This is a genomic window from Pseudoramibacter faecis, assembly GCF_036289405.1.
In the GTDB taxonomy this organism is placed as follows: domain Bacteria; phylum Bacillota; class Clostridia; order Eubacteriales; family Eubacteriaceae; genus Pseudoramibacter; species Pseudoramibacter faecis.
This window is the reverse complement of the sequence record NZ_JAYFFI010000001.1, coordinates 268,084-282,767: the sequence shown is the minus strand read 5'-3', so window position 1 is coordinate 282,767 and position 14,684 is coordinate 268,084. Positions and strand designations below refer to the sequence as shown.

The 14,684-nt window shown below is 53.7% G+C and carries 13 protein-coding genes; 9 read left to right on the top strand and 4 right to left on the bottom strand.

Annotated elements, in window-relative coordinates; genetic code table 11:
- Window positions 1-68 precede the first annotated feature (68 nt).
- Both V3C63_RS01310 and V3C63_RS11695 read left to right on the top strand, forming a co-directional pair.
- Window positions 69-530 carry a flavodoxin family protein gene (locus V3C63_RS01310; protein WP_425355314.1) on the top strand — a complete coding sequence of 154 codons (462 nt, stop codon included), beginning with the start codon at window positions 69-71 and terminating at the stop codon, window positions 528-530.
- Window positions 503-772, top strand: a complete 270-nt coding sequence (locus V3C63_RS11695) for a hypothetical protein (RefSeq protein ID WP_425355313.1) — start codon at window positions 503-505, stop codon at window positions 770-772. The genes V3C63_RS01310 and V3C63_RS11695 overlap by 28 nt, the downstream gene beginning before the upstream one ends.
- Before the next feature lie 36 nt (window positions 773-808).
- Here V3C63_RS11695 and V3C63_RS01305 read toward each other — a convergent pair whose 3' ends face one another.
- A complete protein-coding gene (locus tag V3C63_RS01305) occupies window positions 809-1,699 on the bottom strand; it encodes a LysR family transcriptional regulator (RefSeq protein WP_329886012.1) in 891 nt (296 codons plus the stop codon).
- Window positions 1,700-1,839: 140 nt separating this feature from the next.
- Here V3C63_RS01305 and V3C63_RS01300 point away from each other — a divergent pair, with 140 nt between their 5' ends.
- From V3C63_RS01300 to cysK, 3 genes are all read left to right on the top strand, one after another.
- Window positions 1,840-3,480 carry a malolactic enzyme gene (locus V3C63_RS01300; protein ID WP_329886011.1) on the top strand — a complete coding sequence of 547 codons (1,641 nt, stop codon included), beginning with the start codon at window positions 1,840-1,842 and terminating at the stop codon, window positions 3,478-3,480.
- Between the two features lie 360 nt (window positions 3,481-3,840).
- The gene (locus tag V3C63_RS01295; RefSeq protein WP_329886010.1) at window positions 3,841-5,121 is read left to right on the top strand and encodes an O-acetylhomoserine aminocarboxypropyltransferase/cysteine synthase family protein; all 1,281 of its coding nucleotides are present in this window, start codon (window positions 3,841-3,843) and stop codon (window positions 5,119-5,121) included.
- Between the two features lie 71 nt (window positions 5,122-5,192).
- The gene (gene cysK / locus V3C63_RS01290) at window positions 5,193-6,113 is read left to right on the top strand and encodes a cysteine synthase A (RefSeq protein ID WP_329886009.1); all 921 of its coding nucleotides are present in this window, start codon (window positions 5,193-5,195) and stop codon (window positions 6,111-6,113) included.
- Window positions 6,114-6,212: 99 nt separating this feature from the next.
- Here cysK and V3C63_RS01285 read toward each other — a convergent pair whose 3' ends face one another.
- Window positions 6,213-6,797 (bottom strand): TetR/AcrR family transcriptional regulator, encoded by a 585-nt coding sequence (locus V3C63_RS01285; RefSeq protein ID WP_329886008.1) that lies wholly within the window; start codon window positions 6,795-6,797, stop codon window positions 6,213-6,215.
- 134 nt (window positions 6,798-6,931) lie between these two features.
- Between V3C63_RS01285 and V3C63_RS01280 the strand changes: the two genes are divergently transcribed.
- Entirely contained in the window at window positions 6,932-8,299 is a 1,368-nt protein-coding gene (locus V3C63_RS01280; RefSeq protein ID WP_329886007.1) for a B12-binding domain-containing radical SAM protein, read from the top strand.
- 438 nt (window positions 8,300-8,737) lie between these two features.
- On the opposite strand, the gene V3C63_RS01275 is transcribed toward V3C63_RS01280, so the two are convergent.
- Together V3C63_RS01275 and V3C63_RS01270 are read right to left on the bottom strand one after the other, a co-directional pair.
- Window positions 8,738-9,268, bottom strand: a complete 531-nt coding sequence (locus tag V3C63_RS01275) for a nitroreductase family protein (protein WP_329886006.1) — start codon at window positions 9,266-9,268, stop codon at window positions 8,738-8,740.
- Window positions 9,269-9,343: 75 nt separating this feature from the next.
- Window positions 9,344-10,213, bottom strand: coding sequence for an oxamate carbamoyltransferase subunit AllH family protein (locus tag V3C63_RS01270; RefSeq protein ID WP_329886005.1), 870 nt, complete (start codon window positions 10,211-10,213; stop codon window positions 9,344-9,346).
- A 241-nt stretch (window positions 10,214-10,454) separates the two neighbouring features.
- On the opposite strand from V3C63_RS01270, the gene allB (V3C63_RS01265) reads away from it, so the two are divergent.
- The 3 genes from allB (V3C63_RS01265) to allB (V3C63_RS01255) are packed head-to-tail and all read left to right on the top strand — an operon-like array spanning window position 10,455 to window position 14,667.
- Window positions 10,455-11,828: an allantoinase AllB gene (gene allB, locus V3C63_RS01265; protein ID WP_329886004.1), complete on the top strand. Its 1,374-nt coding sequence runs from the start codon at window positions 10,455-10,457 to the stop codon at window positions 11,826-11,828.
- A gap of 29 nt (window positions 11,829-11,857) precedes the next feature.
- A complete protein-coding gene (locus V3C63_RS01260) occupies window positions 11,858-13,219 on the top strand; it encodes an NCS1 family transporter (RefSeq protein WP_329886003.1) in 1,362 nt (453 codons plus the stop codon).
- A gap of 38 nt (window positions 13,220-13,257) precedes the next feature.
- Window positions 13,258-14,667 carry an allantoinase AllB gene (allB, locus tag V3C63_RS01255; protein ID WP_329886002.1) on the top strand — a complete coding sequence of 470 codons (1,410 nt, stop codon included), beginning with the start codon at window positions 13,258-13,260 and terminating at the stop codon, window positions 14,665-14,667.
- The last annotated feature ends 17 nt before the right edge of the window (window positions 14,668-14,684 follow it).

Sequence of the window (14,684 nt, the reverse complement as noted above, 5' to 3'; positions counted from 1 at the left end):
TCAAAGCCCTGCACAGGCGGGGCTTTTTGCTTGGCCGGATGCGGCAAAATAAAAAGAAGGTGGACAATTTGAAAATTGCACTGATTCACGGCCAGAGCCATCACGGCTCGACCTATCATATCGCAAGGCGGCTGGCCGAAAAATTAGCGGGAGAGGCCGGCACGATAACCGAATTTTTTCTGCCCCGGGATTTCGGCGATTTTTGCACCGGGTGCACGGCGTGCTTTATGCGGTCGGAGACGCTGTGCCCGCACTACGAGAAACTCGCTCCGATCACGGCGGCGATGGATGCGGCGGATGTGATCATCCTCGCGAGCCCGGTTTATGTCTACCATGCGACCGGCGCGATGAAGGCCTTTTTGGACCATTACGGCTGGCGGTGGATGGTGCACCGGCCCGAGGCTGCGATGTTTGGCAAGCAGGCGGTGTGCATTGCCACGGCGGCGGGATCCGGCACGAAAAGCACCCTGCAGGATATGGCTCACAGCACGTTTTTTTGGGCGTGGCGAAAACCTATCGCCGGGGCCTGAACGTGCGGGCGACGAAATGGACCGAGATCGACGGCAGGCGCAAGACCAAAATCGAAGGCGAGATCACCCGGCTGGCCCAAAGGATCAAGCGCGACCAAAAGCATCTGCATCCGGGGATGAAAACCAAAGCGTTTTTTAACCTGATGCGGTTTTTGCAAAGGCGCGGCTGGAATGCGGCCGACCTTGCCTATTGGCACGAGAAGGGCTGGGACGGCAGCGCTCGGCCGTGGCGGCGCGGATAAACGGCCCGGCAGATATTTAACGCGGGTTATCCTGCGTTATTTTTTTGCGGTGCCGAAAAGGTTGCGGAAGACGGCGAGGATCTCGGGCCGAGGGATGGCGGCTTTGGGATAGACCGCGCAGATGGTCAGCTCGGGGATGTCTGAGTCTGCGATGGGGATATAGGTCAACCGGCCGTTCGCGCGGGTCAGCGGGTCGATCTCCGCGAGAAAAGCAATGCCCAGATGCTCGGCCGCCATCTGGTGCAGCACGGTGATGTCCCGATTTTGGTGCGCGATGGTCGGATGCAGGTGGTTGCGGGCCATGATCTTCTGAAAAACCTGATAATGCCGGCTTTCAGGGCTGAACAACAAGAAAGGGTAGTCGGCGGCTTCGGAAAGGGTGATGCTTTTTCGCCCGGCCAGCGGGTGATCTCTGGCGACGGCAATTTCGAAAGCCCTGGCAGACAGGGTTTCACAGGCCAGCTCGGGAGCGGCGATCGGCGAGACGGTGCTGATCAGCGCCATGTCCAACGTCCCGCGCAGGATCTTTTTCAAAAGCTTGAGAGACGAATCGTTCACGTAGGCGATTTGATCGGCGATTTTTAAATCCTGAAAGGCGAGATACAGGCGAGTCATATAGGACGAGGCGACCATATTCGGCAGGCCGATAACCAGCTGCTTGTGGTTCAGGCGGGCAATGCCCTTTAAAACGTGGGCGTATTCGCCGACGACCAGCTGGGCAAAGGTGCGGAAAAGGCGGCCGCTGTCCGTCAATTGGATGCGGCGGTGCGACTGGCTGCGAAGAAACAGCGTGGTCCCGAGCTCGCGTTCGAGCCGCTTGACGGCATAGGAAACGGAAGGCTGGCTGATATGAAAGCGCTCGGCGGTCTTGGTGTAGCTTTGCGTGTCGGTCAGGCTTAGAAAATATTGGATATCCTTGAAATTCACGGGGGCGCCTCCTGGCAAATAATGATAACAGTTTACCACATCATATAAAAAATATTTATCAAATGATCGCAGCTTGACTATTGTTTGGCCGTCGTGATACATTGAGAAAAACGGCAATGCCGATTCGAGGAGGTCAGCAGATGGATCAAAAAGGCTATGCGGTGCTAAACAATCCGTATTTGAACAAGGGAACGGCTTTTACCCGGGAGGAACGCAAGGCTTTCGGCCTGGAAGGGCTTTTGCCGCCTCAGATTGAAGACATCGAAACCCAGGCGCGGCGCGTCTACGAGCAGTTTCAGGCAAAGGTGTCGCCCATCGAAAAACGGCGGTTTTTGATGACGGTCTTCAACAGCAACCGGACGCTTTTTTACCGGGTCTTCGGTGAGCACGTGGCCGAGTGGATGCCGATCGTTTACGATCCGGTGATCGCCGAGAGCATCGAGCAGTACAGCCATCAATTTGCAAACCCGCAGGGGGCGGCGTTTTTGTCCGTCGATTGCCCGGAGCAAATCGAGACGGCGCTCAATCAGGCGGCGGCCGGCCGAAAAATCCGGCTCATCGTGGTGACGGACGCCGAGGGCATTTTAGGTATCGGCGACTGGGGCGCTAACGGCGTCGACATCGCAGTGGGAAAACTCATGGTGTATTCGGCGGCGGCCGGGATTGATCCGGCGACGGTGCTGCCGGTGGTGCTGGACTGCGGGACGAACCGGGAATCGCTGCTCAAGGACCCGCTTTATCTGGGCAATCGGCACCGCCGCGTCGAGGGCGCGCCCTACCGGCAGTTCGTGGATGCCTTCGTGCAGACGGCGGAAAAACTTTTCCCGGGATTATATCTGCACTTTGAAGATTTCGGGCGCGAAAATGCGGCGGCCATTCTCCGGGAATATCAAAAGACCTATCCCGTATTTAATGACGATTGCCAGGGCACCGGCATCATTTCCTTGGCTGGGATTCTCGGCGCCATGAAGATCACCGGCGAAAAACTCACCGATCAGGTTTATCTGTGCTTTGGCGCGGGAACGGCGGGCGCCGGCATTGCCGAACGCATTTATAAGGAAATGGTCGCACAGGGGCTTTCCGAAGAAAAGGCGCGCAGCCGCTTTTACATGGTCGACAAGGCGGGGCTTTTGTTTGACGACATGAAAGATTTGACGCCGGAGCAAAAGCCCTTTGCCCGCAAACGGAGCGAATTTGCCAACCCGGAAGCTTTGAACACCCTGACGGCCGCCGTGATGGCCGTGCGGCCGAGCATCCTCGTCGGGACGTCGACGACGCCGGGGACTTTCACGGAAGAAATCGTCCGGGGCATGAGCTCGTGGTGCGCACATCCGGTGATCTTCCCCTTAAGTAACCCCACGGAACTGGCAGAGGCCAAAGCCGAGGATTTGATTCGCTGGTCCGGAGGGCGGGCGATGGTGGCGACCGGCATCCCGACGGATCCGGTGGTTTATAACGGTGTGACCTACGATATTGGGCAGGCCAATAACGCGTTGATCTATCCGGGCCTGGGACTGGGCAGCTTGGCCGTGGACGCCGGACTGGTGACGGATGACATGATTTCTGCCGCTGCACACGCCCTGGGCGCTTTTCTCAAGCCGGATCAAAAAGGTGCGGCCATCTTGCCGCCGGTGTCAGAACTCACCGTTTTTTCAAAAGCAGTCGCTGAGGCGGTTGCTCGGCGCGCCATGGATCAGGGACTCAACCGGCGACCGGTAAGCGATGCGACCGCTGCCGTCGAAAGTCTGATCTGGCGGCCGGTCTATCGCCCTTTGGTATAAAATCACTCGTGGCCTAAACAGCACGCGCGCGGCGTTAAAAAGACGTCGGACGCGTGTTTTTTTGCGCATTGTTTCGGGATCGGGCCATCAAGAATATATTTGGCGCGATCAAAAAATCAAATTTATACTTGACATAGCAGAGAGATAGGTTTAATATAAATACAACATCAAATATCGGTTTGATAGGTCATTTGTTTTGGAGGTTCCGGATGGAACGTGACTTGAAAAATATTTATAGTGGGCGAATGTGTTCGATCGTCATGAGCGGGCAGGGGCGACGATGTTGTCCCATTTCACGTGAACCCGTACAGATAAATCAGAAATCATGCATCATTTAAATATAAGAAAGAGAGTAATTAAATGCCTTATCGTTTTGAAACCCTGCAGTTACACGTCGGACAAGAACAGGCCGATCCGGCCTCGGACGCCAGAGCGGTGCCGATTTACGCCACCACCTCTTATGTTTTCCGCGATTCGCGGCACGCGGCGGATCGCTTCGGCCTGAAGGATGCCGGCAATATTTACGGCCGGCTCACCAACTCCACCCAGGATGTCTTTGAAAAACGCATCGCGGCTTTAGAAGGCGGAAGCGCGGCGATTGCGACGGCCTCCGGCGCCGCGGCCATCACCTACACCCTTCAGGCGCTGGCCCAGCAGGGCGAGAACATCGTCGCCGCCAAGACCATTTACGGCGGCACCTACAACCTGCTCGCCCACACCCTGCCGCACTACGGCATCACCGGCAAATGGCTCGATCCCTACGATCTCGACGCGGTGGAGGCGGCCATTGACGATAGCACCAAGGCCCTGTTGATCGAGAGCCTGGGCAACCCCAACGGCAACGTCATCGATATTGAAGCTTGGGCGAAACTTGCGCACAGGCACAGTCTGCCGCTGGTGGTGGATAACACCTTTGCCACCCCTTACCTGATCCGTCCCTTCGAATGGGGCGCGGATATCGTCGTGCATTCGGCGACCAAATTTATCGGCGGTCACGGCACGGCCATCGGCGGCGTCGTTGTCGAAGGCGGCAAGTTCGATTGGGCCGCTTCCGGCCGATACCCCTGGATTTCGGATCCCAACCCATCCTACCGCGGCATCAGCTTCGCCCAGGCCACTGCGCCGGCGGCCTTTGTGACCTATATCCGCGCGATTCTGCTTCGGGATGAGGGCGCGACCCTGTCGCCCTTCCACGCTTTTCTCTTCCTGCAGGGGCTTGAAACCCTGTCGATTCGCGTGGAACGCCACGTCGAAAACGCGTTGAAGGTCGTGGACTACCTCAGCAGACATCCCCAGGTGGCGGCGGTGCACCATCCGTCCATCGAAGGGGAGCCGGGCCACGAATTCTACGATAAATATTTCCCGAACGGCGGCGGATCCATCTTCACCTTCGACATCCAAGGGGACGCGGCGACGGCGCAGAAATTCATCGATCACCTGCCGATCTTCTCGCTGTTGGCCAACGTGGCCGACGTGAAATCCCTGGTGATTCACCCGGCGTCCACCACGCATTCTCAGCTCACCGCGGAAGAACTCGAGGATCAGGGCATCCATCCCAACACCATTCGGCTGTCCATCGGCATCGAAAATATCGACGACTTGCTCGAAGCCTTCGACACTGCGTTTGTGGCCATTCAATAGTCGATCGACCGCAGTCCAATCCGTTGATGATATAATATTGTTTAAAATTTATTTGAATCGAGGAGAACATCATGTCAAAAATTTACAAAAGTTTCACAGAGCTCGTCGGCAAAACGCCGCTGCTCGAACTGACCCGCGTCGAAGCGGCCGAACAGGTCGGCGCCAAAGTGCTCGCCAAACTGGAATACTTCAATCCGGCCGGCTCCGTGAAGGACCGCATCGCCAAGGCGATGATTGAAGACGCGGAGGCCAAGGGCCAGTTAAAGCCCGGTTCCACCATCATCGAGCCGACCTCCGGCAACACCGGCATCGGCCTCGCGGCGGTGGCCGCGGCCAAGGGCTACAAAGTCATCCTCACGATGCCGGAAACCATGTCTGTCGAACGGCGCAACCTGCTCAAGGATTACGGCGCGAAGCTGGTGCTCACCGACGGCGCATCGGGCATGAAGGGCGCCATCGCTAAGGCGGAAGAGCTGACGAAGGATACCCCGGACAGCTTTGTCCCCGGCCAGTTCGTCAATCCGGCCAACCCCAAGGCGCACCGTGAAACCACCGGTCCGGAAATTTGGGAAGACACCGACGGCGCCGTGGACATCTTCGTCGCGGGCATCGGCACCGGCGGAACTCTGACCGGTGCTGGCGAATATTTGAAAGCGAAAAAGCCGGACGTCACGATCGTCGGTGTCGAACCGGCCGGCTCCCCGGTGCTCACCGAAGGCCACGGCGGACCGCATAAAATCCAGGGCATCGGCGCGGGCTTTGTGCCGGATACCCTGAATACGGACATCTATGACGAAATCATCACCGTCGAAAACGACGACGCGTTTGACACCACGCGCAAAATCGCCAAGACGGAAGGGGTGCTCGCCGGCATCTCCTCCGGGGCCGCCGTCTGGGCGGCGCTGCAGCTGGCAAAGCGCCCGGAAAATAAAGGTAAGACCATCGTCGCGCTGCTCCCGGATACCGGCGACCGCTACCTGTCGATGCTCTAAGATTTAAAGACGAATTCATACGTCAGCGCTCAAAGGCCACCTGATGGGTGGTCTTTTTTGCGGCATGAAAAAAACCGCGCGTCGGGTGCGTAGTCGGGTTTATCGGCGGGCGCGGGGAGGCGATTTAAAAAGATCGCTTTTAATCAGATCGTTGATCAGCATCCGGGCATTGTGCCGCGTGCGTTTCTCGTCAAAATCGGGGCCGTTTGCATAAACAAAGCCCCAAAGCCCCATGACTAAAAAGGAATTCAGCGCCTTCATATCGTATTTGCTATGAACCTTTTGGCCGCTGTCCATTTCAAAATGCGCAAGGTTGTCCATCAAAAATTGATAATACATATGCAGAGTATTGGCGTTGGAGAACAATTGGCCGATCGTCGCCGTGTCCCGGCTGGCGACGTCCATGATGGCGTCCATCAAATTGACAAAACTTTGGTGAAACGATTTGTCCGCGTTGTTCTTTTGAAGAACGTCGTAGCGCCGCTTGGTTTCCATCTGCATGTCGTGAAAGCAGTCCTCCAGAAGATTGGTTTTATCGGCGTAGTATTTGTAAAAGGTCAGCCGGGCGGTATTGGCCGCATCGCAAATTTCGGTCACGGTAATCTTTTCAAGCGGCTTTTGTGCCAGCAGCGCATGCAAAGCGTCCTTCAAGCTCTTTTTGGTCTTTAAAATTCTGCGGTCCATCGTACAAAATCTCCTATTCTGTCATCATAACGATACAATGTCGGCAATAGTGTTCCTTGTTTTTAAAAAATTATACAGCTATAATTTAATAGATACAAGTGTCTGCATAAAACAGTTTTGTGGGAGGGATAAAAATGAACATTGTATTTATTACTCCGGCAACGGCCTTGCGGAGAATGCCGGCTTACCGGTGGGGCGGAAAGGTTTACGGGCAGAGCAATGCCATCACCGGACCGTTGATTTTAGGCGGTATTTTAAAGCGCGCGGGACACAATGCGGCGGTGTATGAAGAATTGAACGGGCGGGTTCCGCTCAGACGGCTGCTGAAGGATACGGACATCTTCTGTTTTTCTCTGATGACGTCCAACGCACTCCGCGGATATGCGCTCGCCGATCAGATTCACCGGAGGACGCGGGCAAGGGTGATCCTGGGCGGCATGCATCCGACGGCGCTTCCGGAAGAGGCTTTGCAGCACGCGGATCAGGTGATTGTCGGCGAGGGCGAAAAGGTCATCCTGGATGTGGTAGAAGGGCGCAGGACCGAACGGCTGGTGCGGGGCATTCCGATTGAAGACCTGGATACGGTTCCCTTTCCGGATTACAGCATTTTGAGGACGCCCTGCGAAGCGGCCAATGTGATTTCGAGCCGCGGCTGTCCTTTCCGATGCACGTTTTGCACGACGTCGCGAATGTTCGCCCCCTACCGCAGGCGGAGCATCGATAATGTAATGGCCGAAATCCGCATGTACAAACGAATGGGATTTCGCTACATGAATTTCGAGGACGATAATTTCACGGCGGATAAGGAACGGGCCAAGGAAATCTGCCGGCGCATGATCCGGGAAGGGCTTACCTTCAAAGAAAGCTTCTTTTTCGGGCGGACTGATCTGGCAGAGGATGAAGCGCTTTTGACGCTGCTGCACGATGCGCATTTAACGCGGGTGCTGATCGGCATCGAATCGCTGAATCAAAAGGCGCTGGACCGGCTCCACAAGGGGCAGCGAATTGAAGATATCCGAAGGGCGGCAGCGGCCTGCGCAAGACATCGGATCCGCCTGATCGTCAGTCTCGTCCTGGGGCTTGACGAGGATTCGCCGGCGGATATGCAGGCCGGGGTGCAGTTCGCAAAGGATATACGGGCTTATCAGCTTCAGCCTGCGATCCTGACGCCCTATCCGGGGACGCCGGTTTATGCGCAGCTGCAGCAGGAGGGACGGCTCATCAGCAAAAGCTGGAGCGATTACGACATGATGAATGTGACCTTTCTGCCGGCACACGAGACGCCGTGGGAATTGCAGGAGGCCTTTTATCAGGCCGCCAAGCTGTTTTACGACTTTAAATCCTGCTGGAAAATCGGAAAGCTTTTCGGAAAGGCGTACGGTTTTCGCCGGTTTGGCCTGGCGGTGCTGGCCAGGCTGGGAGCCTTCGGCGCGCACGCGGCGTCGAGGATGGCCAAATCAAGCGTGTATTACCGGCTCAGGCACTTCAATCCGGCATCCTGAGCCACGGGGAAGCAGGCTGCAAGGTGTCAATAGAAAGAGCGAGCTGCCAAGATCAAAATAGCCCGTAGGGAAAATTCCCTACGGGCTATTTTGATGGATCAATCCGTGGGCTTAAGGATGCGGGGCGGATTGTTGGAGATGCGGCCACGGCCGGCACCGATCTTGATGGTAACCGGGGCGCAAAGCAACACATGGACAAACGCCGAAAAATTTAATCAAAATCATCGTCATCCTGCTCCCGGATATCGGTGGCAGCTTCTAAGATTCAAAGGCGGCGTCATACGCCAAGTGCTCAAAAACCATCCGATAGACGGTCTTTTTTATTACATCGCAGTCGATGGAAAATAAAAAAATCCTGTCCCATGACATGGGCAGGAAGCGTGACAGAATCAAAATTGGTGGCCATTTCGGTGTGATCGGTAGGTAAATGCCTGCCGATCACCATTTTTCCTTGTGAACTTTATCCATCGGAAGTAAGTCCGGCTGATTCGGAGTAGGAACTTGATCGATGGGACCTAGGACGAGAAGTGCTTCCAACCGTTCATTCTGTGGGAAGTCGAGGAGACCGCGGGAAAAGGCTTCAGCAGAAAGCTCATCTGTGTTGGAAGGCCGCAGGCGGATCTGCAACCAACAACTGCCAAGTCCGAGTTCAGAGGCCATTAAGTGCATATAGCCCATGCTCACGGAGCAATCCTCGATCCAGGTGTCTGAGCGATTTTCGTCGCCTAGTACAGCGATCGCGGCACTGGCGGTTTCAAGCATTTTAGCACCGCCGGCCCGACAACCGATTAATTTTTTCAGCGTGGCCGCATTTTTGATGACGATAAAGTCGTAGGGTCGGATGCCCTTGCCGGTTGGTGCCAGCATGCCCGCGCGCAAAATGGCGTCAAGGGCATCATCGCAGACGGGCTGTCCGTTGTATTGGCGAACGCTGCGGCGTGCACTCATGGTTTGCATCAGAGGATTCATTTGTTTAGTCCTTCCTTTCTTTTTATCGATTTTGACAGTTTTATTATACGTCGAATGCCGGATTAAACCGATCTTTTATTGCAGATGGCCATTGCTCTCCAAAGATAGTGCAAAGGAGATGCCGCATAAGGTGTCCATCCCGGAAGAATGGCCGATCGCTTCAAAACGTTTTTGTATAGTTTGATCATCGAGCGGCAGCGGATCGCAAAAAAATTGCAAAACAGCCGGGCTGAAATGACTTTGCAGGGCACAGCGCAAGAATGCAGCACTGATGGGATTGGTCTGGGAAAGACGCGAGGCCAGAATTTGACGCAGAGACCTGCTGAAGAGGCTCTGCCAGAGATTGCAAGCGCGCAGAGCAGCCAGCGCCCCGCATAAAAAATCGTCGCCGCTGGGGGTCAGGCCGATGCCCAAGCCGATTATTTGCGAAAGCGTTTCGGCCGCAGCAGCGGGATGACAGTTTTCCAACTGATGCTGCGTTTTGACAAGGAACGCCTTGGCGGCCGCGAGGATTAGATCGGTATGATCGTATGACCGGTTAATGAGCGAGGCAAATCCGTCAGCATTGCTCCGGGAGATAATGTGCATGGCCATGGCAGATAAAAAACGCGGGTCGCAAGGGTAACAGGCGCTGAGAGAGGAAGGCAGGATATGGGACCGTGCAGTATCGAAAGAAAGAGCACGATTCGTCGTTTGGCAACACAGCTTGTTGCCGGCGAGGTGAACAGCCGTGCCGGGAGCGATGGCCAAGGTGCTAAAATCTTCATCGGCCACGGCGAGGGTGACGGGAGAAAAAGAGGAAGACAAAGGTTGCAAGGATATCAGCTGGGAATCCATCACCAGGTTGATGGTATGGCGATAAACCGAATGAACATGACCTTGAGCATAATGGCGGGAAAAAAACGGCGTGAGGTATTCACTTCGGGAATGAATGATGATTGACATTGAAAACCCCTTTCATATTGGGATGGCATCGGCGAATGCCGATAATGTGACGAATTTATTATAACATAAAATGTAAAAAATGTATAAAATACGGTCAACCAAAATTTTACAATTTATTTCAGAATTGGTATTTAGAAGAAAAAAATGAATTATCGCCTTGATTTTGTGTAAGAAACCGATTAAAATTGTCTCAAAGGAAGTAAAAATTGGTTGAATAATTTACAACTTGAAGGAGGATACCATGTATGATCTGTGGATTAAAAGCGGAAAAATTGTAACAGGGGATGAAATCTTTGAAGGAGGTATCGCTGTCAAAGACGAAAAAATAGCAGCTGTTCTGGCACCGGAAATTGCCGTTGAAGCCAAAGAGACCATCGATGCGGCGGGTAAATATGTTTTCCCGGGGGCCATTGACACGCACGCCCACCTCAACGATCCGGGATATGAATGGCGGGAGGATTATGAACACGGAACGGCGGCAGCCATCGCAGGGGGCTATACCACCGTGCTGGATATGCCGCTGCAAAATGAGCCGGCAATGACCACCGGTGAGCTTTTAAACATTAAAGAAGCCAAGGTATCATCTCAGGCGTACTCGGATTATTGCTTTTGGGGCGGGCTGATTCCGACAAATTTTGACGACTTAAAAGACCTGGATAAAGGCGGATGTGTGGCCTTTAAATCGTTTATTGGTCCCGTTTCGCCGGATTATGCATCGCTGAGCTACGGTCAGGCCTACGAGGCGATGGAAATTATTCGGGCGTTTGATGGCCGTGCGGGTTTCCATTGCGAAGATTTCAGCATGATTAAGGAACGGGAAAACCATATGAAAAAAGCTGGACGGCTAACCTGGCGGGATTTCCTGGATTCGCGGACGGTTGCCTCTGAAATGGTTGCGACTTTGGCGATTATTGAAATGGCTAAGGAAAAGAGATGTAAAGTGCATATTTGCCATGTGAGCAGCCCGGACGTTGCCCAAAAGATCAAAGAGGCCCAGCAGGCAGGGATTGATGTGACGGCTGAAACCTGTGCTCACTATTTGAGCTTTACCGATGAAGATGTGGTCAGAAATGGCGCGTTGTTTAAATGTGCGCCGCCGCTCCGGACCGTCGAAGAACGGAATCGGCTGTGGGATTACGTTGTGGACGGCACGTTCAGCGGGATCGCTTCGGATCACTCCCCTTGCAGTTATGACGAAAAATTCAAAGCGATCCTGGGGCGGCCGATCGAAAACGTCTTTGACGTTTGGGGCGGCATCAGCGGCATCCAAAGCTGTGTTCAGGCGGTGTTTTTCGAAGGGGTGATCAAGCGGAAAATCTCGCCGGTTGTACTGGCGAAAGCCATGGCGCAAAACCCGGCGAAGGCTTTTGGGATTTATGGCCGAAAAGGCGATATCCGCCCCGGATTTGATGCGGATTTCGTCATTATTGATCCGGACTTGAAATGGGAGATTCGAGCGGAAGATTTATATTATGTTAATCCGATTTCGGCATTTGTGGGCATGAAGGGTCAAGGTGCGCCCGTGTGTACCATCCTGCGCGGCCATGTAATGGCAAAGCAGCAAAAGTTGGTGGGAAAAAAGGGGACCGGCGCATTGGTTGCCCGACTGCATTAAGGAATTGCGATATTGAGAGGAGGCGTGAAATGATTACAGAGAATCGAAAATTAAAAGAATCGTTGGCCAAAGACGTCAATGAAGATTTGCGGCCGACTGAAGAGCGCATCATGGATCCGCTGTCTTATGGCGCGAGCTTTATGGGAGGATGCGTGTCCATCGGGACTTTTTCCATGGGGGCGAGTTTGATCGGTGTGTTGACGGTGACGCAGGCCATTTTGGCAATGACCATCGGCTGCTTGGTGATCGCTGTCGGTCTGGTGCTGATCGGCAACTGCGGCCATCAATACGGGGTGCCGTTCACCGTTCAGCTGCGCAGCAGTTTCGGTCTTGCAGGACTAAAAATTCCAGGATTTTTGCGCGGGATTCCAGCCATTGTCTGGTTCGGTTATCAAAGTTGGGTTGGCGGTGGCGCCATCAACAGTTGTTTGAAGTTGCTTTTCGGATTTGATCATCTGGTAGTGGTTTTTGTGGCCTTTACTATTTTACAGGTGGCTTTGGCCATTCGCGGATTTAAAGAAATCAAATGGCTTGAAAATATTTCCTGTATCTTTGTTGTCGCCATTTTGATCTATATGCTCTATGTGGTCAAAACGCAGTTTGCCGTGGAAATCGGGAGTGCCTTTTCGGGGATTAAAGGCACCTGGGGGATGCCTTTTTGGGCAGCGACTACCTCGTTTTTGGGCATTTATTCGACGATGATCATCAACGCGTCAGACTACAGCCGCAATGAACAGCGCCGAATCGGACCGGTGAAGACCGGCAGCATTTATACGGTGGCCATCCTTCCAGTGACGATGTTTATGGGCCTCATTGGCCTGCTGGTGACAGCTGCGACGGGCAACTCCGATCCGGTTATGGTATTTTCCACTACGATGGGCAGCAAAATCTTAACCGTTGTAACCCTGCTCTTCATTGCGTTTGCGCAGGTGACGACCAATGTGCTGAATAATATTGTGCCGCCGGCTTACGTCTTGGTGGAATCTTTCAACATGAAGTGGTCCTGGGCGACGGTTCTCGTCGGCGTGCTGTCGATCTGTGTGATGCCCTGGCGATTGGTTACGGCGGAGTCTGCCGCGGGTCTCTCTTTGTTTACCCGTTTTTACTCCGCATTCCTCGGACCGATTTTTGCCGTGATGGTGGTGGATTATTACCTGCTGAGAAAGTCAAAGCTGGATGTCAATTTGCTCTACGATAAAGAAGGCCCATTCAAAGGGATCAACTGGGCAGGTGTCATCGCGATCATCGTCGGATCGGCGTGTTCGCTGTTTGTGATGGATTTATCGTGGTATATCAGTTTGATTCCGACGGGGGTCGTCTATTATTTTCTGATGAAGGTGATGCCGACAAGTGAAAAGTTCAAAATCGGTACCATTTTTGAAAAAGATTAAAGGTGTCTATTGTGCTTTTAAAGAGAGAAGGAGCCAAGATGTATGATTTATTAATTACGAATGGCCGATTGGTAACACCTGATCGGATGTTTGAAGCGCAAATCGCGGTGCAAGATGGAAAATTTGCGGCGTTCTTTGCGCCGGGTGCTCTGGTGGAAGCGAAAGAAACCGTGGATGCCCAGGGACATTTGGTTTATCCGGGGATCATCGATTGCCATGCACACCTCAATGAGCCGGGATTTGAATATCGTGAAGATTTCGAAACCGCATCCCGCGCCGCGGTGGCAGCCGGGTGCACCACACTGATCGATATGCCGCTGAATAACGATCCGTCGCTGATGAACAAAGAAATTTTCGATTTGAAGTTGTCCAAAATCAGCAAGCATTCTTATGTGGATTATGGTCTGTGGGGCGGCCTGGTCGGCGATTTGGATGATAAACTTGATTCGGTGAAAAACAACATGGCGGACCTTGAAGATCTGGAAGCCTGCGGTGTGGCGGCCTTCAAAGGGTTTACCTGCCCCAACGGCCCGCTGTTCCCGACTGTTAATCTCGGCAATATCCGCAAAGCGCTGGAAATCTTAAAGCCTTACAATGCGCTCTGCGGTTTCCATTGTGAAGAATTCGGCCAGGTGCTTGAAAGAGAAAAAGAAGCCAAGGCACAAACCGAGTTAAGCCGGACGGAAAAAATCCGTGCCTTCCTGAATGCCCACGATGTCTGGACAGAGTACGTGGCGACCAAAAATGTGATTGACATGGCCCGCGCCACCGGCGGTCGGGTGCATATCTGCCATGTGAGCCATCCCATGGTGGCCCAGGCGGTAAAGGATGCCCAGCACGAGGGGCTGCCAATCACGGCGGAAACCTGTCCGCATTATCTGGGCTTTACCGAAGATTTTGTTTTCGAAAAAGGCGGACCGGCCAAATGCACTCCGCCCCTGCGCGAACAGGAAGATGTGGATCATCTGTGGGATTACGTTCTTGACGGGACACTGTCTTGTGTCGGCAGCGATCATTCCCCAGCGGCCGATGAAGAAAAAGACAACGCTACCAAAGATATCTGGCAGGCGTGGGGCGGTTTGAATGCCATTCAGTTCTTCCTGCCGATGATGTTTGACATGGCCGTTCACCAAAAGGGGCTCAGCCCGATGCTGATCGCCAGGGTGATGGATTACAATCCGGCTAAAATCTTCGGTTTTTACGGACAAAAAGGTGCGTTTGAAATCGGCTTTGACGCGGATATCGTCATTCTTGATCCAGACAAGTCTTGGCGCTGCGATCAGGAAAAACTTTATACCAAAGGGCATGTCAGCTGCTTTGACGGCCTGACCGGCAAAGGCGCGCCGACGCACACCTTTATTCGCGGAGAATTGGTGGCAGCAGACGGTAGCTATATCGAAGCGCGAAAAGGACACGGCACTTTTATCCGGCCAAAGCACTCAAAATAAACGTTAAAGGAGAGGGC

Excerpts from the sequence above, each read along its gene's own strand:
- V3C63_RS01270 (WP_329886005.1), bottom strand. The coding sequence starts at position 10,213 with ATGTCAATCATCATTCATTCCCGAAGTGAATACCTCACGCCGTTTTTT.
- V3C63_RS01280 (WP_329886007.1), top strand. The coding sequence starts at position 6,932 with ATGAACATTGTATTTATTACTCCGGCAACGGCCTTGCGGAGAATGCCG.
- V3C63_RS01260 (WP_329886003.1), top strand. The coding sequence starts at position 11,858 with ATGATTACAGAGAATCGAAAATTAAAAGAATCGTTGGCCAAAGACGTC.
- V3C63_RS01275 (WP_329886006.1), bottom strand. The coding sequence starts at position 9,268 with ATGAATCCTCTGATGCAAACCATGAGTGCACGCCGCAGCGTTCGCCAA.
- allB (WP_329886002.1), top strand. The coding sequence starts at position 13,258 with ATGTATGATTTATTAATTACGAATGGCCGATTGGTAACACCTGATCGG.
- V3C63_RS01300 (WP_329886011.1), top strand. The coding sequence starts at position 1,840 with ATGGATCAAAAAGGCTATGCGGTGCTAAACAATCCGTATTTGAACAAG.
- cysK (WP_329886009.1), top strand. The coding sequence starts at position 5,193 with ATGTCAAAAATTTACAAAAGTTTCACAGAGCTCGTCGGCAAAACGCCG.
- V3C63_RS01285 (WP_329886008.1), bottom strand. The coding sequence starts at position 6,797 with ATGGACCGCAGAATTTTAAAGACCAAAAAGAGCTTGAAGGACGCTTTG.
- allB (WP_329886004.1), top strand. The coding sequence starts at position 10,455 with ATGTATGATCTGTGGATTAAAAGCGGAAAAATTGTAACAGGGGATGAA.
- V3C63_RS01295 (WP_329886010.1), top strand. The coding sequence starts at position 3,841 with ATGCCTTATCGTTTTGAAACCCTGCAGTTACACGTCGGACAAGAACAG.